Source organism: Pseudoalteromonas sp. XMcav2-N (assembly GCF_024124545.1).
Classification (GTDB): Bacteria; Pseudomonadota; Gammaproteobacteria; order Enterobacterales; family Alteromonadaceae; genus Pseudoalteromonas.
In genome coordinates, this window is the sequence record NZ_JAMXSF010000001.1 from 370,339 (window position 1) to 389,401 (window position 19,063).

At 45.9% G+C, this 19,063-nt stretch carries 15 protein-coding genes; 10 read left to right on the forward strand and 5 right to left on the reverse strand.

Features of this window, described 5'->3' with window-relative positions; genetic code table 11:
- Positions 1 to 174 precede the first annotated feature (174 nt).
- Together NH568_RS01425 and ilvC are read right to left on the reverse strand one after the other, a co-directional pair.
- The gene (locus NH568_RS01425; protein WP_253044114.1) at positions 175 to 2,082 is read right to left on the reverse strand and encodes a methyl-accepting chemotaxis protein; all 1,908 of its coding nucleotides are present in this window, start codon (positions 2,080 to 2,082) and stop codon (positions 175 to 177) included.
- A 220-nt stretch (positions 2,083 to 2,302) separates the two neighbouring features.
- On the reverse strand, positions 2,303 to 3,775 hold the full coding sequence (gene ilvC, locus NH568_RS01430; protein WP_253044118.1) for a ketol-acid reductoisomerase: 1,473 nt from the start codon (positions 3,773 to 3,775) through the stop codon (positions 2,303 to 2,305).
- Between the two features lie 127 nt (positions 3,776 to 3,902).
- Between ilvC and ilvY the strand changes: the two genes are divergently transcribed.
- From ilvY to NH568_RS01460, 6 genes are all read left to right on the forward strand, one after another.
- Positions 3,903 to 4,793 carry an HTH-type transcriptional activator IlvY gene (ilvY, locus tag NH568_RS01435; protein WP_253044119.1) on the forward strand — a complete coding sequence of 297 codons (891 nt, stop codon included), beginning with the start codon at positions 3,903 to 3,905 and terminating at the stop codon, positions 4,791 to 4,793.
- Positions 4,794 to 4,855: 62 nt separating this feature from the next.
- On the forward strand, positions 4,856 to 5,566 hold the full coding sequence (locus NH568_RS24145; RefSeq protein WP_253044120.1) for a winged helix-turn-helix domain-containing protein: 711 nt from the start codon (positions 4,856 to 4,858) through the stop codon (positions 5,564 to 5,566).
- A gap of 320 nt (positions 5,567 to 5,886) precedes the next feature.
- Positions 5,887 to 7,689: a DUF4856 domain-containing protein gene (locus tag NH568_RS01445; protein ID WP_253044122.1), complete on the forward strand. Its 1,803-nt coding sequence runs from the start codon at positions 5,887 to 5,889 to the stop codon at positions 7,687 to 7,689.
- A gap of 85 nt (positions 7,690 to 7,774) precedes the next feature.
- The gene (locus NH568_RS01450) at positions 7,775 to 9,124 is read left to right on the forward strand and encodes an imelysin family protein (protein ID WP_253044125.1); all 1,350 of its coding nucleotides are present in this window, start codon (positions 7,775 to 7,777) and stop codon (positions 9,122 to 9,124) included.
- Between the two features lie 10 nt (positions 9,125 to 9,134).
- Positions 9,135 to 11,363 carry a TonB-dependent receptor gene (locus tag NH568_RS01455; protein ID WP_253044507.1) on the forward strand — a complete coding sequence of 743 codons (2,229 nt, stop codon included), beginning with the start codon at positions 9,135 to 9,137 and terminating at the stop codon, positions 11,361 to 11,363.
- Positions 11,364 to 11,471: 108 nt separating this feature from the next.
- The gene (locus NH568_RS01460; RefSeq protein ID WP_253044129.1) at positions 11,472 to 12,449 is read left to right on the forward strand and encodes a sterol desaturase family protein; all 978 of its coding nucleotides are present in this window, start codon (positions 11,472 to 11,474) and stop codon (positions 12,447 to 12,449) included.
- A gap of 57 nt (positions 12,450 to 12,506) precedes the next feature.
- Here the strand turns inward: NH568_RS01460 and NH568_RS01465 are convergent, their stop codons facing one another.
- Together NH568_RS01465 and NH568_RS01470 are read right to left on the reverse strand one after the other, a co-directional pair.
- Positions 12,507 to 12,791, reverse strand: coding sequence for a hypothetical protein (locus NH568_RS01465; RefSeq protein ID WP_253044132.1), 285 nt, complete (start codon positions 12,789 to 12,791; stop codon positions 12,507 to 12,509).
- Positions 12,792 to 13,075: 284 nt separating this feature from the next.
- The gene (locus NH568_RS01470) at positions 13,076 to 14,647 is read right to left on the reverse strand and encodes a cation:proton antiporter family protein (protein ID WP_253044134.1); all 1,572 of its coding nucleotides are present in this window, start codon (positions 14,645 to 14,647) and stop codon (positions 13,076 to 13,078) included.
- Between the two features lie 214 nt (positions 14,648 to 14,861).
- On the opposite strand from NH568_RS01470, the gene NH568_RS01475 reads away from it, so the two are divergent.
- Together NH568_RS01475 and NH568_RS01480 are read left to right on the forward strand one after the other, a co-directional pair.
- Positions 14,862 to 15,605 (forward strand): sporulation protein, encoded by a 744-nt coding sequence (locus NH568_RS01475; RefSeq protein ID WP_253044136.1) that lies wholly within the window; start codon positions 14,862 to 14,864, stop codon positions 15,603 to 15,605.
- Positions 15,606 to 15,653: 48 nt separating this feature from the next.
- Entirely contained in the window at positions 15,654 to 16,088 is a 435-nt protein-coding gene (locus NH568_RS01480) for a GNAT family N-acetyltransferase (RefSeq protein WP_253044138.1), read from the forward strand.
- A gap of 80 nt (positions 16,089 to 16,168) precedes the next feature.
- Here the strand turns inward: NH568_RS01480 and tpx are convergent, their stop codons facing one another.
- Positions 16,169 to 16,756 carry a thiol peroxidase gene (gene tpx / locus NH568_RS01485; protein ID WP_253044140.1) on the reverse strand — a complete coding sequence of 196 codons (588 nt, stop codon included), beginning with the start codon at positions 16,754 to 16,756 and terminating at the stop codon, positions 16,169 to 16,171.
- A 203-nt stretch (positions 16,757 to 16,959) separates the two neighbouring features.
- Here tpx and NH568_RS01490 point away from each other — a divergent pair, with 203 nt between their 5' ends.
- Both NH568_RS01490 and NH568_RS01495 read left to right on the forward strand, forming a co-directional pair.
- The gene (locus NH568_RS01490) at positions 16,960 to 17,964 is read left to right on the forward strand and encodes a response regulator (RefSeq protein ID WP_253044141.1); all 1,005 of its coding nucleotides are present in this window, start codon (positions 16,960 to 16,962) and stop codon (positions 17,962 to 17,964) included.
- Positions 17,965 to 17,968: 4 nt separating this feature from the next.
- A complete protein-coding gene (locus tag NH568_RS01495; protein WP_253044142.1) occupies positions 17,969 to 18,940 on the forward strand; it encodes a diguanylate cyclase in 972 nt (323 codons plus the stop codon).
- The last annotated feature ends 123 nt before the right edge of the window (positions 18,941 to 19,063 follow it).

Here is a 19,063-nt window from a genome sequence, read left to right on the forward strand (position 1 = left end):
ACAGCTTTCTTTTAGTGTAGCTATTTTGACCGGTTAATGAAGCGAAAATTGTTACAATCCATTGCAAATAAACACAGGTGAGAGCGCCTCTACGGGTTAACATGGTCGCGCAGTGGAAGGTATCTAATTGGGGGGGGGCAGGGCGGCTACACGCGGTTAGCCACCCTGGTTAAGTTAGAAGCTGGCGACTAGTTTGTCGAGTGCTTTGGCTGAATTGGCTAATTGCTGAATAGCTTGTTCTGTATCGAGTTGTTCACCCATCACGCCGTCACTGATCACGCTGATCTGCTCGATGCTGCGTCCAACATCTGCAACAACATTACTTTGCTGCTCCGTTGCGGTGGCTATCAGGGTCGTCATATCATTGATCTGATCCGCTGTTTCTGTGATGGTGTTCATTAATTCGACCGATGTCTGCATGTTATCAACACTTTGCTGCGCTTGCTCAGAAGATTGAGCAATTTGTGTCACGATTGAATCTGATGCAGCAGTCAGCTCCTGAATGGTTGCCTGAATTTCATCAGTTGACTGAGAAGTTCTGCTGGCGAGCGCCCGCACTTCATCGGCTACAACAGCAAAACCCCGGCCATGTTCACCTGCACGTGCTGACTCGATAGCAGCATTGAGCGCCAGTAAGTTGGTTTGCTCCGATATACCCCGAATAACGTCTAAAATACTGGCAATTGACTGAGTTTTGCTGGCCAATGTCGCCACCTGATCTGCCATTTGCTGAATATCCAGAGCGAGCTGATGCAGGGTCGTCTGACTTTGCTGTACACAGCTGTGACTGTGTTTCGTATGCTCGCGGCTTTCGTCGGTAAGTTTTGCGGTATTGTTAGCACTTCCGGCTATTTCCTGCACGGTGGCAGCCATCTGATTTATAGCTGCGGCCACAGATAAAGTCTGGGATTTTTGTTCATCCAGTGATGATGAGTTTTTCTTCGCCTGAGCAAATACATGCTCACTGGCAACACGTATATCATGACTTTCTTTTGCGACATTACAAATTGCCGCTTCAATTTTTTCGATAAACTGATTAAAGCCCTGACCCAGCGCTTGCAATTCTGGCTGCTCTGCATTAGGAACGCGATAATTCAGTTTTGCGTCGCCGCTGCCCAGTTGGCGGAACACGTCGGCCATTTTGAGTAACGGTGCACTGAGGTTACGTGCCATAAGCATGCTGGCAATACATACCACTATCACCACGATCAGTGCCCAGAAGATAATTTGCCATTGTAACGAAGACACCTGAGCAAATACCTCAGCTTTGGGTACCTGTGCAATGACCAATAGCTCAGTACCCTCGATAGGGCTGGCTGCGACCAGGGAAGAGACGCCATCAGCGTCTAGATCAAGTACCACAAAGTCCCGGCTATTACGCAACTGCCCGGCAGCTTGTGTGCCGTAAAGATCTGCAAGTTTTGTTTTGGCAACCTTGCTGGCATCGGGGTGAAGCTGGACAACACCCTGAGATTTTTCAACGACGAATACAAATCCGCTCTGCTCAATTTTCATATTGGCCAACATGGTTTGCATCGCGTCGATACTTTTTGCCAGCCCGGCCAAGCCAATACCATTGGTTTGCTGATGATTGACGAACATTTTCACATCACCAGGTGCTTCCTGATAGATGCTGATGGAGTATTCTTCGCTACTTTGGGTAAACTGGAAAAACCAACCATCTTGTTGTTGATTGAGTACCCGCAAGAATCCGTTCTGATTCCAGTATTGTCGCGTCTCCCTGTTGGCCCAGGAAGCGGTGACCAGTGCGTATTGATTTTGTACGCGGGCCAACTCCCTGAGCAGCACCTGCTCATTTAGCTGGCCTTTGTTGACCGAATCAAGCAAAAACTGATTGCTTGAAAGTTGCTTTGCTGCACTCTTAAGCTGGCCAATTTGTTGGCTAATCGACTTGTTGATGCTCTCAACCTTGCTGGGTAGCTCAGATCCCAGCATGCGGGTTTCGATCATAGACTTGGCCTGATAGGTAGAAATAAAGCCGATCAGACAAGCGACAACAACCGCGATTAAACTGCCCAGCAGAGTAATTCGTTGTGTAATTGTTAAACCAGTGTTATGCATTAAACTTACTACTTTTTGATCCCGTGACTCATAATTTTAGCATGGTCAATAATTAACACCTATAGGTATAAAGTCACTGTCATAATACTGTCATACTTCAGGGGGCAAAAAAGCCCACTGCATAGCAGGTGGGCCTTGGTTTCTAACAAGCGAACTAAAATGGCAAATTTGCTTGGTTAACAACTTTTGAATTAATAAAAGATTGTTAATATTTAATGGGTTAGATTATTTTCTTCATGGCAGACATATAACCACGCAAAGTATTGCCAACTATTTCAACCGGGTGATTTCGGATGGCATCGTTTACGCTTATCAGTGCCTGATTGTCTACCTCATTTGAGCTTTGTGACAACCCTTTACCAATAACATCTGTACCGATTTTCTCCATAAACGGCTTGAGTAATGGCAAACAGGCGTGGTTGTACAGGTAGCAACCGTATTCCGCTGTATCTGAAATGGTGCGGTTCATTTCGAAAAGCTTTTTACGGGCAATAGTGTTGGCAATCAATGGCGTTTCATGCAAAGACTCATAGTATGCAGACTCTTCGATAATGCCAGCGGCAGTCATGGTTTCAAACGCCAGTTCTACACCAGCTTTGACCATAGCAACCATTAAAATGCCATTGTCAAAAAATTCCTGCTCTGCAATTTCTTGTTCACAATTGGCCTGTTTTTCAAACGCCGTTTCTGCAGTTTCAGCACGCCAGCTCAGCAGCTTGGCATCGTCTTCATGCCAGTCTGCCATCATCCCCTGAGAAAACTCACCACTGATAATGTCATCCATATGCTTGTTGTACAGCGGACGCATAATGGTTTTGAGCTCTTCGCTCAGTGTAAATGCTTTGATTTTGGCCGGGTTCGACAGGCGATCCATCATGTTGGTAATGCCACCATGCTTGAGTGCTTCGGTGATCACTTCCCAGCCGTACTGGATGAGTTTTGAGGCATAACCGGGCTCAATACCCTGCTCGACCATTTTGTCGTAGCACAGCAAAGAACCAGTTTGCAGCATGCCACACAAAATGGTCTGTTCGCCCATCAAATCAGACTTCACTTCAGCAATGAAGGATGAATGTAGTACTCCTGCGCGGTGTCCGCCTGTGCCTGCTGCATAGGCTTTTGCCTGAGCGAGACCATGTCCCTGAGGATCATTTTCAGGGTGAACAGCGATAAGCGTTGGCACACCAAAGCCCCGCTTATATTCTTCACGTACTTCGGTACCCGGGCACTTAGGTGCGACCATGATGACGGTGATATCATCACGGATCTGCATCCCTTCTTCGACAATATTGAAGCCGTGTGAATATGCTAGTGTGGCACCTTGCTTCATTAGCGGCATGACCGCTTCAACAACCGCTGAATGTTGCTTGTCGGGTGTCAGATTCAGTACCAGATCAGCCTGTGGGATCAGTGTTTCATAGGTACCGACCTCAAAGCCATTGTCACTGGCGTTGAGGAATGACTGACGCTTTTCATCTATAGCTGACTGACGTAGCGCATAGCTTACATTCAGACCTGAATCACGTAAGTTGAGGCCCTGATTGAGACCTTGAGCACCACACCCAACAATTACCAGCTTTTTACCAAGCAGAACGTTCACGCCGTCCTCAAACTCTTTAGGGTCCATAAAGTGGCATTGAGCCAGTTGGGCAAGTTGCTCGCGTAGTGGCAGTGAATTGAAATAGTTCGCCATGATTTGTCCTGTTTGATTCTTCTGGAATAAAGTATAGGGTCTAGCCTAGTAGTAAGTTTAAGTTGCGTAAAATGATATATTTAAACTATTGTATTTCACATAATGAAACACTCTGAGCGTAACCAACATGGACCATAAACAGTTAAAGTATTTCCTCGCACTGGCGGATACCTTACATTTTTCCCGGGCGAGCGAACGTTGCTACATTAGCCCACCTACGCTAAGCCGCCAGATTAAGCAATTAGAGGAGGAGGTTGGGGCGCCTTTGTTTATTCGTGACAATCGCAGTGTCGCACTGACCCCGCAAGGGCAGGCATTCATTCAATATGCACAAGCCACGTTAACAAGTTGGCGTCAGTTTAAGAGTGAATGTCTGGATGAGGACAAGCCACTGAGTGGGGAGCTGAGCCTGTTTTGCTCGGTAACCGCGTCGTACAGCTTTATTTATGATTTGTTTGCGCGTTATCGTCAGGATTTTCCCCAGGTTGAACTGAACTTACTGACTGGTGACCCGGCAAACTCCATTGCACAGGTGCAAGGAGAAATTGTTGATGTCGCGGTCGCAGTAAGGCCACGCGCTCTTCCCCAGGGGCTTGAATACCTGAGTATAGGTCGTTCCAGGTTGTTGTTTATAGCCCCAACGATGAAGTGCCCGCTGAGTGAATTGATCGAGCATCATCGGGGTGAATTGCCCTGGGAACAGGTGCCTTTCATTGTGCCAGAGCACGGTGTATTGAAAGAACGCTTGGATGTATTTTTCAAGAAAAAAGTACTGCAGCCAAAAATCTATGCGCATGTTTCTGGACATGAGGCTATGGTGGCGTTGACTAGTCTGGGTTTTGGCGTTGCCTATGTACCTGAGGTTGTACTTGAGCAAAGCCCGTTCAGAAATCAGGTTCAGACATTGGGCTTACAAAGTGAAGAAATTGAAATCGGCCTGGTGTGCAAAAAGAAACGCCTGCAGGACCCGGTCGTGAGTGCCTTGTTTCGTGTTGCTGAGCGTTTGTTTGCTGCGTAAAGCGTTTGTTCAGCTAACGTCACTAGACTAACCCTCACACATAGTTCGAACGAGGCTTTTTCGTGTCAACGGTATTAATCGCACAAGATGAAAAAGGACACAGCATCGCGCCTTTCGAGGCACTACAACAGCATGGCTACACCATGAGGTTCATCAACATTCATGACGCAACCAGACAGGGTTATGCTATTCAGCAGGTAGACAGTATTGTGATTGGCCAGGCTCTGGCAACCAGTGCGCAATACGACACGATTAACGTGCTCAAAACGTATTTCGACGCCCCCCTGATCGTGTCTCTTGATGAAGACAATGAGGATTTGCAAAGCCTCATGCTGGAGTTGGGCGCGGATGACGTAATCCCCTGTATGGCTAAACCCCGGCTCTGGCGCGCCCGTCTGGACGCGCTGGCTCGCAAGCATCCGGCCATCTCGGTGCCTTATGCAGACACACCGCATGAACTCCACTTTGGAGAACTTTACTTAAACTTTAATGAGCGGAGTGTGTCACTGGCGCAACAGCCGGTTAATTTAACCAGCCATGAATTCGAGTTATTGTGGTTGTTGGCTTCGCGAGCACCGGAAGTGGTCAGTCGAGAGGATATCTACAAAAAGGTTGTCGGACAGCACTATCAGGCGAATAGCCGGACAGTGGATGTGCGTGTGTCATGTCTGCGCAGAAAGTTAGGTGATACAGCCGTCGGTGCAGAAAAAATTAAGACTGTTTGGCGTAAAGGTTACCTTTTTGTAAAGGAAGCGTGGTCCACCCTAAATTAAAGTCATACTTTGGCGAAACTTCCATGTCGGATAGTTCCAATTATTCGAACTATCCATTCGTTCTCGATTGTACTTACGCCATAAATCGCCCCACAATTCTTTATCACACCACCAATAAAATGCTTTATTTATCAGTTTCTTAAGTTTTATCTTGTTTGCGCATCCAATACCCTTGTGCATTTTTAAGTAAAAAAGATCGCATGTTTCTTGATCTAAATCGTGCATTTAGCAACGTAAATAGAATTGATTGCTATTTAAAGCGGTGTATACTTAACGCGACTAAGAATAATTTTTAACATTGCTTTATTAAGGAATGCTCAATGATTTTTAAAAAATCTCTGCTTGCTACTTCTATACTCGTTGCTACTTTGGGTCTGACTGCCTGTGGTGGTTCAAGCTCCAATGACAACAATACTCAGACGCCTGATCCAACGACAAACGAAGCGCCTACAGCACTGACGTTAAAAAGCCAGAATTCAGACGCAACTGAAGTGACTGTAACTGAAAACATGGTGGCGATTGAGATTGGTACTTTGGTTGTTACAGACGGTGACGATGACAGCCATACTTTCACCGTGTCTGACGAGCGTTTTGAAGTTGCAAATGGCGTTTTGAAATTAAAAGCCGGTGAGCACCTGAACTATGAACTGGAGCAGGAAGTTAAATTAACTGTCATCGTAAAAGACAGTGCTGATAATGAGCAAAGCTTTGAGATCGTATTCAAAGTACTGGATGAGATGGACTATGACTTCATTAGTCGTTTCGAAGAAGGGCAATCCAGTGTTGCTTACTCAGGACAGATTGCGCGCCATGTGTTGATTAAAGAGTTGTTTAACTATATCGGTAGTGCTCAATTTGTTACCGATGCGAAAGATACGAACGCAACAAAAGAAACTTTGTTAACCGCAATAAACAAATTTTATGCTATTTCTGAAGATGAATACAGCAATGTTTGGGGAGCGCGTGACCTGACAATCGTCACTGATCCTGCTGCGCAAACTAAACTGACTGAGATATCTTCATCGCACAAAGACCTCACTGGTAAAATTGCTGGTAACGATGCAAAAGGCCAGTATAAAGACTGGACCGAAGATGGTAACTTCGCAGGCTGGACTGCAATTGCAGCCGACGGTGAAACACCTATTCCTGAGCTGTTCGTAAAGCAGCTGTTTGACCAGCTGGCTGAGCGTGCACTGGCTGAGGCTCCGTTAGACCCTAGCGGTAACGAGATCGACACTATCTACGTTGCTGAAAATGGCGTTGATCTTAACCAGTTAATTCAAAAGTTCCTATACGGTGCAGTGGCGTTTTCACAAGCGGCTGATGATTACCTGGATTACGACACAGATGGTAAAGGTTTGATGACCGACAACACTGTAGCAGTTGAAGGTAAAGCTTATACTAACCTTGAGCATCAGTGGGATGAAGGTTTCGGTTATTTTGGTGCAGCACGTAACTACATGAGCTACACGGATGACGAAATTGCAGGTAAAGATGGCCGAGATGCTTTCAAAGCAGGTTACAACGATGCAAATGCCGACGGTTCAATTGACTTCAATTCAGAGTACAACTTTGGCAATTCTACCAATGCAGCCAAACGTGACCGTGGCACTGTAAGCAATACAAACCCAACTGACCTGAGCAAAGAGGCTTTTGAGGCTTTCTACAATGGCCGTAAGCTGATTAACTCGACAGAAGGTGCGCTAAGCGAAACGCAAATGGAGACCCTGAAAGGTCACGCCAAAGACGCATTGCTGGCATGGGAAAAAGCCATTGCTGCGACGGTTGTTCACTACATCAATGACACCCAAAAAGATTTAGATTTGCTGGCAGCAGAATTGGCCGGTACAGCTGAGGAAGAGTACACTGCTTCTGACTTTGCGACACTGGCTAAGCACTGGTCAGAAATGAAAGGTTTTGCACTAAACTTCCAGTTTAATCGTTTCTCACCTTTCTATGCAGAAGGTAACGTGGGTAAGTTTGAACAGATGCACGCTCTGATGGGGACTCAGCCTGCGATTACCGCAGATGCCATCGCAGCTTATAAAGCAGACCTGCAAGCCGCTCGTGACATCCTTGAGGAAGTCTACGGCTTTGATGCAGAGAACGTTGCCAACTGGTAAGTTATTAACGATTCTTTGAACTGTCAAAAGGTTAGCAAGTTTTGCTAGCCTTTTGCGTATCTAGACTATTCATTTGAGGCACATAATGAGAATACACTCCAGACCTATTTTATTGGCAGTGGCCATTGGTTTGGCATTAAGCGGGTGTGGCGAAAGTACGTCCAGCTCTGCCGGTCCTGGCTATAAACAAGCGAATCCGAACGATAACCAAGATACCGGTAACGATAACCAGGATTCATCCAATGGCGGCCCTGAAACACCAGATTCAGGTCAGGATGGCAACCAGAGCACTTTCAGCCAGAAAAAGCTAATTGCAAATCTGACTGACAATGTGTTTACCCCGACTTTCCAGCAATTTGCCAACAAAGCGAGCACACAGCCTGACATAGTTAAAGCGTACTGTGATTTAGAAACTGCGTTTGATCCGACACTGGGTGACCAGGCAGCAAAAGCGGCGCGGGATGAAGCACTGCTTACGGCACAGAATAGCTGGAAAGAGACGATGGTGAGCTGGCAACATGCCGAGCTGATGATTGTGGGCCCTTTGCTGGCCGATGATAAGGCTCTTCGTAAAGACATTTATTCGTGGCCAGATACCAACTACTGTAATGTTGATCAGGATGTGGCTTACTTTGCGCAGGGCAATATTAATGGTGTGCCCTACGATATCAGCAAGCGCAGTGATAAACGTCGTGGTTTAGATGCAATGGAGTATTTACTCTTTAACAGTAATCTAGACCACAGTTGTTCAGCTGCAGCAGCAGGAGATATTTTGGCGCAGTGGAATACTCAGGATGAACAGCTACGTCGTTCGATGCGTTGTCAGTATGCCGTTGAAGTATCAAAAGATCTCAAAGAAACCGCAGAGCGTTTGATGTTTGAGTGGGTGGGTGATCAAGGTTATGCGGCTAAATTGAAAAATGCCGGTGAATCGGGCAGTGAGTTTGATACTGTTACTCAGGCTGTGAATCGTATTTCTGACGCACTGTTCTACATGACTGAAGAACTAAAGGATTACAAATTGGCCACTCCGCTGGGCCTGTTTGCCAACCAGTGTGGTACTGAGGTGTGTCCTGAGGCAGTTGAGTCACGTTATGCTAAGCACTCTATCGAAAACATTCAGGCTAATATTGCTGCATTTGAGCAGATCTTTCTTGGACAAGGCACGGACAGTGCAGATACAACGGGTTTTGATGACTTTCTGGACAATCAATCTGCCAGTCAAACCAAAGACGTTATGATCCAGGGTATCGCAAATGCGAAAGCCGCGACAGCAGCACTGAGTGATAACTTGCAGCAAGCGCTGAACGAAGACGCTGCGGGTGTGACAAATACACATGCAAAGGTTAAAGACGTCACTGATCAGCTTAAAAATGATTTCATCCAAAAGCTGGCTCTGGAACTTCCAAAAACATCGGCAGGTGACAATGACTAAAGGACCCATGATGAAAAGAACTGTGTTGGCCGTGGCTGTGGCGCTGGCTGCATCTCAGGCACTGGCAAATGATGACGCAAAAAATGACGACATGGAACACATTCAGATCCTGAGCCATTACGATAAGCTTCGCACTGAAGCAGGCTCTGCGACTTTGCTAAGTGAAGAGCAGTTAGCAGAATTTGAATACGATGACATTCACCGTATCTTGTCATCGGTGCCGGGTGTGAATATCCGTGAGGAAGATGGCTATGGCCTGCGCCCAAACATCGGCTTTCGCGGAGTAACACCTGAACGAAGCAAAAAAATCACTATCATGGAAGACGGAGTGTTGATTGGTCCGGCACCATATTCAGCCCCCGCAGCTTATTATTTTCCAGTCACAACCCGCATGACAGCCGTTGAAGTATTCAAAGGTCCGGCCGCTATTAAACATGGCCCTCAGTCGGTTGCGGGTGCACTGAACCTGGTGACCCGTGCAGTGCCTGAGTTTTCAGAAGGGGCCATTGATCTGGCAACGGGCAGTGATGGTTATACCAAAGCACACGCGTATTTTGGCTCAGTAGTCAATAATGTTGGCTTCTTACTCGAAGGCGTTAATCTGCAAGCGGACGGGTTTAAAGACCTGGATGGTGGGGCAGACACTGGATTTGAGAAAAATGATTTACTGGCCAAGTTTAACTATAAGATGCAGCAAGGTGAGTTGGAGCACACGTTTGGGCTGAAACTCAGTTACGCGGATGAGTTGTCGAACGAAACCTATCTGGGTCTGACTGATGCGGATTTTGACGCCACCCCTTATCGTCGTTACGCTGCGTCTCAGCCTGACAATATGGACACCAAACACAGTCAGGTGATGTTTTCACACCACCTTAAATATCAGGACGTTAGTCTGACTTCGCGTGTGTATCGTAACGACTATGAACGTGCCTGGCTTAAGCTAAATGGCCTGACGAACACTGACGCGACTTTGCCAGAGATACTGGCAAATCCGGAAGATGAAAAGTATCAGCGCCTGTATCAGGTGCTCAGTGGTACAGAAGATTCTATCCCGTTCAGTGGGCGGCCGAACTTTCTGACTATGGGTACCAATGACCGTGAGTATTTCTCTCAGGGCATTCAGGTTGATGGCTCTGCCAAGTTTAATCTCGCTGGCTATGAGAATACCTTGTCGTTTGGCGTGCGCTTTCATGAAGACGAGATTGAGCGTAAACACTTCACTGAAACCTACGGCATGAAAGATGGCAGTGCGTTTAATCTGGGGCTGGACAAAGTCTATACCGATCAAAACACCGAAAATACCAAGGCCTGGTCTGTTTATGTCGAGGACAAAGTGACGATTGATGCGCTGACGCTTGGCTTGGGTATTCGTGGTGAACTCATGGACATGGCTTACCAGAATACGGTGGATGCGGATGACTGGCAGAACAAAACGACACGCATCTGGCTGCCAGGTATGAGTGGTTTTTATCAGCTATCTGAAGACTCAGGCATTCTGTTCGGTGTACACCAAGGGTTTTCGCCTGCTTCGCCGCAGCAATCGGTTGATATTGAAATTGAGAAAAGTACGAACTATGAATTTGGTGGTCGCTTTAACGATGGCGTGACCCAGCTGGAAGTGGTTAGCTTTTTCAATGACTACAGCAACCTGAAAGAAAGTTGTGGTCAGTCTAACTGTGGGGCACTGGAAGTTGGCAAAGAGTTTAATGGTGGCGAGGCGCACGTATATGGACTGGAAGCTCAGTTTAGCCAGCGTTATCCGTTGAACCTGCAAATTGACATCCCTTATGGCTTTGTTTACACCTATACCAAAGGGGAATTTAAAAACGACAGGTACACTAACTTCGCACAATGGGGCCATGTAAAAAGCGGCGATGAACTCCCGTATTTACCTGAGCATCAGGCCAGCTTTAATATAGGTGTTTCTGCCCCTGACTGGCGTGTATCTTTGGCGGTGAAGTACGTTGGCTCTATGTCAGAAGCTGCGGGTCGCAGTTGGGACAGCAGCACAGATCCCAATGCACCCACTGGCAGCTATGATCTGGTACTAGAGGGCAAAGAAGTGTCTGCGATTACAACCATTGACTTGTCAGCTGTCTATGAATTGGGCAAATACGGTCAGGTGTATGCTAAGGTTGATAACCTGCTGGATGAGACTAAGATCGTGAGTCGCCGCCCTTATGGCGCGCGCCCGGGCAAGCCTCGTCAATTTACACTGGGTTATAAATATTCGTTCTGAACCGTGTAATCCAATCACAAGTGCGTAGCTAGCTGCGCATTTGTTGAAATTTAGTATACTTACAGGGCCGCTAATCAGTGGCCTTTTTTAAAGGAGTCTGTCCATTTTATGATCGAAACGCTCTGGCAAAGCCTGTTCTCTTTGCCCGGTTATTTACTGGATGCGAATAAACGAATCTATTGGCTGTATCTTCTCAGTGCCATCGCGATGGCGGGTCTGGTATACAGTAAACTACATGGCCCGCGTTCGCTCAAAGGGTTCCTAGGGTTTTTGTTCCCGCGTGACGTCTGGCTATCTGACAGTGCAAAACTGGATTACGGATTGTTTATTGCCAACAAATTAATCAAAGCACTCACCTTTGCTCCCATCGTATTGACTATGGTGCCTGTTGCCATTGCAATTTCTGATGGTCTCGAGTGGTTGTTTGGCGCACCGCTGCATCTAGCCTGGGATGATTCGGTGGTGATTTTTTTGTTCACACTGATGCTGTTTCTGGTGGATGACTTTACCCGGTATCTGTTACACCTTGCGCTACACAAGATTCCGTTCCTGTGGGAGTTCCACAAAGTACACCACTCAGCAAAAGTGCTGACTCCATTTACTATCTATCGCTCACATCCGGTAGAGAGCTACTTGTACGCTTGTCGTATGGCTTTAACGCAAGGTTTTGTCGTGGGGTTAGGGTATTTCTTGTTTGGTACGGCGTTGAGCATGTTCGATATTCTTGGGGCTAATGCCTTTGTTTTCTTATTTAATATTTTTGGCTCAAATTTACGTCATTCACATATCTGGTTTAGCTGGGGAGACAGGGTTGAAAACTGGTTTATCAGTCCGGCACAGCATCAAATTCATCACAGTGCTGATCCCGCCCATTTTGATACCAATCTGGGCTCTGCATTAGCAATATGGGACAGGCTGGGCCGCTCTTTGATCCGTGCGTCGCAAGTCGAGAAAATTGAAATCGGAGTGGGTCGTTATGATGCCGGACATGACAGTTTAGTTGCCATTTACCTTAAGCCACTCAGAGAAGCTGCGCGGTGTTTGTTACCTAAGCGGATAAGTGCTGTTTTAAGGAGAGAGAAATAGGCTGGCGACGGGCATTGCCAGCCTATGAGGGAGAGTAGGCTCCCATAAAACTGTATCTTAATGCACCTGACCTTGTGCGGTGCGATAGAAACCCAGTGCATTCAGCTGCTCAACGATTGCCGGGTCATCAAGTCTGTCAGGCGTATCCTGCTCACGTAAAAAATGCTCCTTAGGAACAGAATGCATATCCAACATCTTGTGGAAAAGGATGTCCCTAATTGTCAACGCTGTCATTCCTGAATCTTGAATAGCATCGAGCTGCGCTTGCAATTTTGCGAGCGGGCCTGCATTTTTATCATCCACCGCTGCAGGAAAGTAAGAAGCTGATTTATTTTTTAACATGCTTGCCCTCTCGAATATTAGAGTCCCCACTCAATGTTCCTGATTGAGGGGTATAAGTATCAGATTTAAATTGAGAAAATAGATTAGTGCAACTAACCTACTGAAGCCAGTTTACTTCGAATTGAGGGGCAATTACCAACGATGATGTAAAGCTTTGTAAATCGTATAGTTACAAAGATGCCATGATTGTGTGCCTGATATTTAGACGTCTAGATGTAAGTGTATGATGCGGAATTAGAAATAATTCTCAGTACCCCTATTGATACTGAGAATTATTTTGCAGGCTATGAAAATAATTTTTCTTTAACGTGTTCGGCAAAGCCGCTACCGGCTTCTAAATAGAAGTTATAGGTAGAGTGTACGCCCAAATCTTCCAGCTCTTTTTGTTGATCTGGATAGTTTGCGATGGCGGTGACCTGGCCTGAGAAGCCAGATGCTTTGAGTTGCTCCAGGGCATAGATATTTTGCATATGCTTAGGCATAGCCAGCATAACCATATCGACATTGGAGTGGTTTACCCGTTGCCAGAAGTCAGGGTCAGTCGCATCCGCGAGCAGTACCCGGCGCTCAAGGCTAATGTGCTTTTCCACCACCTCTGGTTTGATATCGACGCCCGCAACGGCACCTGGGTGAGAGGCATGAATGGTCTCATAGGCACCGGTACCAATTCTGCCCATACCGAATATCACGATCCGTGTGTCTGTCAGATTAACAGGCAGCTCTTCTTCAAGTCGTTTATCACTTTCAAACTTGACGAGCAACGGCTCAAGCTTAACGTATATTTCGTTGGCTTTTTTATTCAAGGGGGTAGCCAGTACAAAAGTGACTGACACAGCCAGTGCAACCACGGCAAGCCAGTCAGCGGTGATCATGCCGCTGCTGGCAGCAACCGCACAGACGATCAGGCCAAACTCACTGTAATTGGACAAGGTAAATGCACTAAGCAGTGATGTCCGTGCACGTAGTCTGAACATGTTGGTGTAGAGGTAGTAAATGAAGACTTTCACAGGCAGTACAATTGCAAGTAACACGGCAATAAGCACGGCTTCGAGAGAGATATTGGCGTTGAGGCCAATGTTAAGGAAAAAGCCAACTAATAAGATATCTTTGATGTTGAGCAGTGCTTTAGACAATTCACCCGCTTTTTTATGTGGCGCAAATATCATTCCGATGATCAGGGCGCCCAAATCACCTTTCAGACCCGCCAACTCGAATCCGTGGTAGCCAAGTACCAGGGCAAAGAAAAAACCGAACAATGGCAGAAGTTCGCCATGTTTAGAACGGTTAAGTATCCAGAACAGCAACGGTCGCAAGAGTGGTAAACCAACCAGCAAGGCAAGTGCCCATAAGTTAGGCGATTTGCCAGTGCTGATGGCGAGGAAGATCACAGCAAATATATCCTGCATAACCAGGATCCCGATGGAAATTTTACCATGCAGGCTGGCCATCTCTCCTCGTTCTTCCAGCACTTTAACCGCAAATACGGTGCTGGAAAAACTAAAAGCAAAACCAACCAGGCAGGCACTTTGCCAGGACAAATCGACAAATAACGGCAAGCCAAATGCGCCCAACATCAGTAATAAAGAGGCAAAGAAAGCAATGCTGGTGATCAGGTGCAAGCTGGCAGGTGCCCACACCTGGGGCTTAACCAGGTTGGATACTTTTAGTTTTAAACCAATACTGAATAACAGTAGAGTGACACCCAAATCAGCCAGTTGGGTGAGTAAGTCGGTACTGCTGTGCCCCAACAGGTTGAGCACAAAGCCCGCCAACAAAAAGCCAATTAATGGTGGGAGTTTAAGTTGATAGACGGAAAAGCCACAGGCAAAGGCAACGGCGAAGTACAGTAATTCCATAGTGATTCAGTCAAGTCGAAGGTGCTAGCAGTGTAACAAAACAAACTGATTTATAAATGAAAAATTAGCGCATTGAGTAACTAATAAAAGCCTCAAAGGGAGCGTTTGAGGATTTGATGTCAACTATTTATATGATAGCTATAAATTTTCGCTGACAAACCTGAAAAAATGTGGTTAAGATGCGGATAAGGGGACATCCTCGAGAGGAGATAAGATGTTTAAAAAGCTCTTGGCATCCGTAGGTATTGGTGCCGCAAAAGTAGATACAATTTTAGAAACAGAACATTTGCATCCAGGTCAAAAATTCCAGGCGCAGATAGTTGTGTTGGGTGGTGATGTAGAGCAAGAAGTGAGTGGCCTGGAACTGGCGTTGATGACAAAAGTGAAGGTTGAAGGTGACAGTGGCGAGTATTATGCCAATCAGGTAATCGAGAAATGGCGTGTTGGTAGTAAGTTCACAATTGCGCCGGGCGAGAAGAAGGTGCTCCCATTTGAGGCCCGTTTGCACTCTGAAACCCCGATTACCGAAATTAATGCACCATATAATCACAGCTATGTATGGCTGGAAACGGGGCTGGACATTGATTTGGCCATGGACCCAAGCGACAAAGATCTGCTACATGTCTATCCTAATGAGGCCGTCAAGAATTGTCTGATGGCGATGGATAAACTTGGTTTTAGAATGGTGAAGGCGGATGTTGAACGAGGCTACCTCAAGGCGTCTAACTTTCAGTCTGTTTCTGGGTGTTATCAGGAAATAGAATATCGTCCGGCTAACACCTCTTTGTTTGGTCTTCAGGAGGTCGAACTATCTTTTGTCCCTGAAGCACATCGAACGCATGTACTGATTGAGCTGGACAGGGCGTTTCGCGGCGATGGCTATGTTGATTTGACTATTGAGCATGACCAAGTGAACTTATCGCAGTTATGTGACCAACTGGAAAGGCTATTCGCCTAAACCATTATTACGCCTCGTCAGGGGCGTTCCTTTTCAAGTGATAAATCCATGCAAGTTAAAACCTTTTACGAACTTTCTCACGACGAGCTGTTTAGTATCTTTCAGACTCGTATTGCTGTGTTTGTTGTAGAGCAAGCCTGCGCTTATCAGGAAATTGACGAAACAGATAAAAAGTCAGACACCTTACATGTTTTTTTAATTGAGGAAGGTGAGTTACAGGCTTATGCCAGGTGCTACAAATCAGCGTCGGATTGCAGTGCAATTGGCCGTGTTCTGGTTTCACAAAACTGTCGTGGTAAGGGTATAGCGCAGGCTCTGATGGACCGGGCAACAGAAGTCTGTCGTACACATTACGGCTTGCAACCCATACATATCTCGGCGCAAACCTATTTGACTCAATTTTACCAGTCTTTAGGGTTTGAAATATGTAGTCAGGCTTATCTGGAGGACGGTATTGAACACATAGATATGGTACTTTCTTAAGATATGAAACGGCGCATAGATCTGAAGGTAGCCCTGCACTTGTATCTGTGCACCGTCAAAGTTGATTAAGTCTTTGGGAACTAAAGTTGCTTCAACGCCTCAATCGCGCCCTGATAATCAGGTTCACTGGCCAGATTACTAACAAGCTGCTTGTATACTACCTTATGATTTTTGTCCAGTACCAGCACAGCTCGACTCAACAGGCCCATATCCTTAATGTAGAGGCCATATTTGGCACCGAAATCGCGCCAGACAGAATCCGATAGTGTGTCAATCTGATCAATTTTCTCTGCTTTACAAAAGCGCTTTTGAGCGAAGGGCAGGTCCGCGCTGATAGTAAGCATCGCGACATCAGAGAACTCCTTGGCCACTTTTTCATTAAAGTACTTAGTCTGCAAAGAGCAGATCCCAGTATCCAGACTCGGCACAACGCTAATCAAAACGGGTTTACCCAAGTAATTGGCTAATGAAACTGGCACAAAGCTGCCATCAACAACTTTGAAATCTGGGGCTGAGTCGCCTACCTTGACGCCTTGGCCTAATAGAGTGACAGGCTTACCCTGTGCACTGACTTTTCCTGCATCAACCTGGTTTTCTTGCAGTTCGCTGGCATAGACTGGGTTGGTCAACGTCAACAGTGATGCTGTAAGCAAGGATATGATTCGCATAACGTATTCCCTTTTTAATTTTTCGCAATTCCCGTCAGTGTATTATACTGGAATTATATAACCAACCTTTGCAGTAAATTGGATTGTAAATCGGTTAAGCTTTGATTACCATGTAAGTCCTAAAATGCTGCTATGTCATAACTATAAATAGAAAATTTTCGGCTTCTTACAACTATTTAGCTGGAAATGCGAAGAGAGCTTTTATGTCAACACCTGTCCTGATATGCGATGATTCTAAATTGGCACGCCGGCAACTGGCGCGATCATTGCCAGACGACTGGGATATTAAAGTGGAATTTGCAGAGCATGGCCTGGATTGCATTGAGAAAATAAAAGCGCTCTCACCCGAGATTCTCTTTTTAGATTTAAACATGCCTCACATGGATGGATATGAGGTATTGCAAGCAATAAACGAACAAGGATTGAATGTTTTGACAGTTGTCGTTTCTGGAGATATCCAGCCAAATGCGCACCAAAGAGTAATGGAATTAGGTGCGATCGATTTTATACGTAAACCCTGTGATGCTGCAAAGCTAGAAGAAATCATTACGCATCATGGGATCAAAGACAGGGCCATTCGTGCCAATCTGGTGCATAAGCTCGGTGAGCAACTTGAGCCTGAGATCCGGGATATTTATCAAGAAATTACGAACGTAGCGATGGGGCAGGCAGGTGACTTGCTCGCCCGGTTACTTAATGTATTCGTTGAATTACCTATTCCGAATGTAAACGTGCTAGAGGTCAATGAGCTGCACATGGCGTTGCAAGCGATTGATGCAAGTGCCACGACGTCGGGTGTATGTCAGGGGTTTATTGGAGGTGGAGTATCGGGAGAAGCCTTGCTTCTACTTAACGACTCCAGCTTCAAGGAAATTGCATCATTGATGAGCTATACGGGTGAACTCAATCAAAAAGTAGAACTTGAGCTGCTTATGGACATTAGCAATATCCTGATTGGCGCCATCCTCACGGGTTTATCAAAGCAGTTAGATATGCCATTTAGCCAGGGGCACCCAGTCGTGCTAGGACAACATTGTGAAGTCTCCGAGCTCGTAAAGGCGAACAAAGACCGCTGGCAACGTACACTAGCGATAGAAATAAGTTATGGAATTGAAGACCACGACATCAACTGCGATTTAATGTTGTTGTTTACTGAAGACTCACTTAAAACACTCAAATATAAAGTTGAGTACCTGTTAGAAGATTAGAATTATGCCAGCATCTGATTTTGACATGAATGAGATCCATTGGTTAATGGATATGTTTAACACAGTTGATGTCGGCCTGGTCGTTATGGACAGGAACTATCGAGTGTGTGTCTGGAACGGGTTTATGGAAAACCACTCTGGCCTGTTGCCAAGTGCGGTAAAAGACAAAGATGTTTTTGACTTGTTTCCGAGCATTGATGAGGCCTGGTTTAAAAGCAAATCAGAACCTGTATTTGTACTCAAAAACCGGTCTTTCACCATTTGGGAACAGCAGCCCTATATTTTCCGCTTTAAAAATTATCGGCCTATCACAGGAAAGGCTGATTATATGTACCAGAATGCAACCTTTATCCCATTGACGACTGTAACAGGTGAAGTAGCCCACATTTGTGTGATTATTTACGATGTGACAGACGAGGCAATGAACAAGCTTGAGCTTGAAAAGGTGAATAAAACGCTGGAAAAAATGAGCCGCACAGATAGCCTCACTAAGCTTGCGAATCGTGGTTATTGGGAGCAAAGCCTAAGAACAGAGTTCAAGCGTTTACAGCGAAGCCACGGTAGCAGCTGTTTGTTAATGTTCGACATCGACTTTTTTAAACGTATCAATGACGCCTATGGTCATAGTGGTGGTGATGAGGCCATTCGCCACATCTCCGATCTATTGCAAAAGACATTACGTGAAACCGACGTAGCGGGGCGTTACGGTGGTGAAGAGTTTGCTGTAACTTTGGTTGATACCGACGCTGAAGGTGCCAAGGTATTTGCCGAAAGGTTACGTAGCCTGATTGAAAACTCAGTAATTTATTATGACGACAAAGAGATTAAGTTGACTGTGAGCTTGGGTATTGCTTGTTGCGATGATAATTTTGAAAAATATGAGCAATGGATAGAGGCAGCTGATACCGCGCTTTACCACTCTAAGGAAAATGGACGGAACATAGTCACTGTGTATGATCCGTCTATGACACATTAAGCTGCATAGGTTTGTGCAATATCAGTGCGTGTAATCAGGCGCCGAGTTTATGTGACTAGATATGAAATGACAGCCTACTCCGGCGAATGACACAGTATGGTGCCTAGATTGACCGGTACCATC

Bases quoted from the DNA above. Each gene is read 5' to 3' on its own strand.
- NH568_RS01495 (WP_253044142.1), top strand. From the start codon at position 17,969: ATGCCAGCATCTGATTTTGACATGAATGAGATCCATTGGTTAATGGAT.
- tpx (WP_253044140.1), bottom strand. From the start codon at position 16,756: ATGCGAATCATATCCTTGCTTACAGCATCACTGTTGACGTTGACCAAC.
- NH568_RS01450 (WP_253044125.1), top strand. From the start codon at position 7,775: ATGAGAATACACTCCAGACCTATTTTATTGGCAGTGGCCATTGGTTTG.
- NH568_RS01475 (WP_253044136.1), top strand. From the start codon at position 14,862: ATGTTTAAAAAGCTCTTGGCATCCGTAGGTATTGGTGCCGCAAAAGTA.
- NH568_RS01445 (WP_253044122.1), top strand. From the start codon at position 5,887: ATGATTTTTAAAAAATCTCTGCTTGCTACTTCTATACTCGTTGCTACT.
- NH568_RS01480 (WP_253044138.1), top strand. From the start codon at position 15,654: ATGCAAGTTAAAACCTTTTACGAACTTTCTCACGACGAGCTGTTTAGT.
- NH568_RS01455 (WP_253044507.1), top strand. From the start codon at position 9,135: ATGAAAAGAACTGTGTTGGCCGTGGCTGTGGCGCTGGCTGCATCTCAG.
- NH568_RS01425 (WP_253044114.1), bottom strand. From the start codon at position 2,082: ATGCATAACACTGGTTTAACAATTACACAACGAATTACTCTGCTGGGC.
- NH568_RS01465 (WP_253044132.1), bottom strand. From the start codon at position 12,791: ATGTTAAAAAATAAATCAGCTTCTTACTTTCCTGCAGCGGTGGATGAT.
- NH568_RS01490 (WP_253044141.1), top strand. From the start codon at position 16,960: ATGTCAACACCTGTCCTGATATGCGATGATTCTAAATTGGCACGCCGG.
- ilvC (WP_253044118.1), bottom strand. From the start codon at position 3,775: ATGGCGAACTATTTCAATTCACTGCCACTACGCGAGCAACTTGCCCAA.
- NH568_RS01470 (WP_253044134.1), bottom strand. From the start codon at position 14,647: ATGGAATTACTGTACTTCGCCGTTGCCTTTGCCTGTGGCTTTTCCGTC.
- ilvY (WP_253044119.1), top strand. From the start codon at position 3,903: ATGGACCATAAACAGTTAAAGTATTTCCTCGCACTGGCGGATACCTTA.
- NH568_RS01460 (WP_253044129.1), top strand. From the start codon at position 11,472: ATGATCGAAACGCTCTGGCAAAGCCTGTTCTCTTTGCCCGGTTATTTA.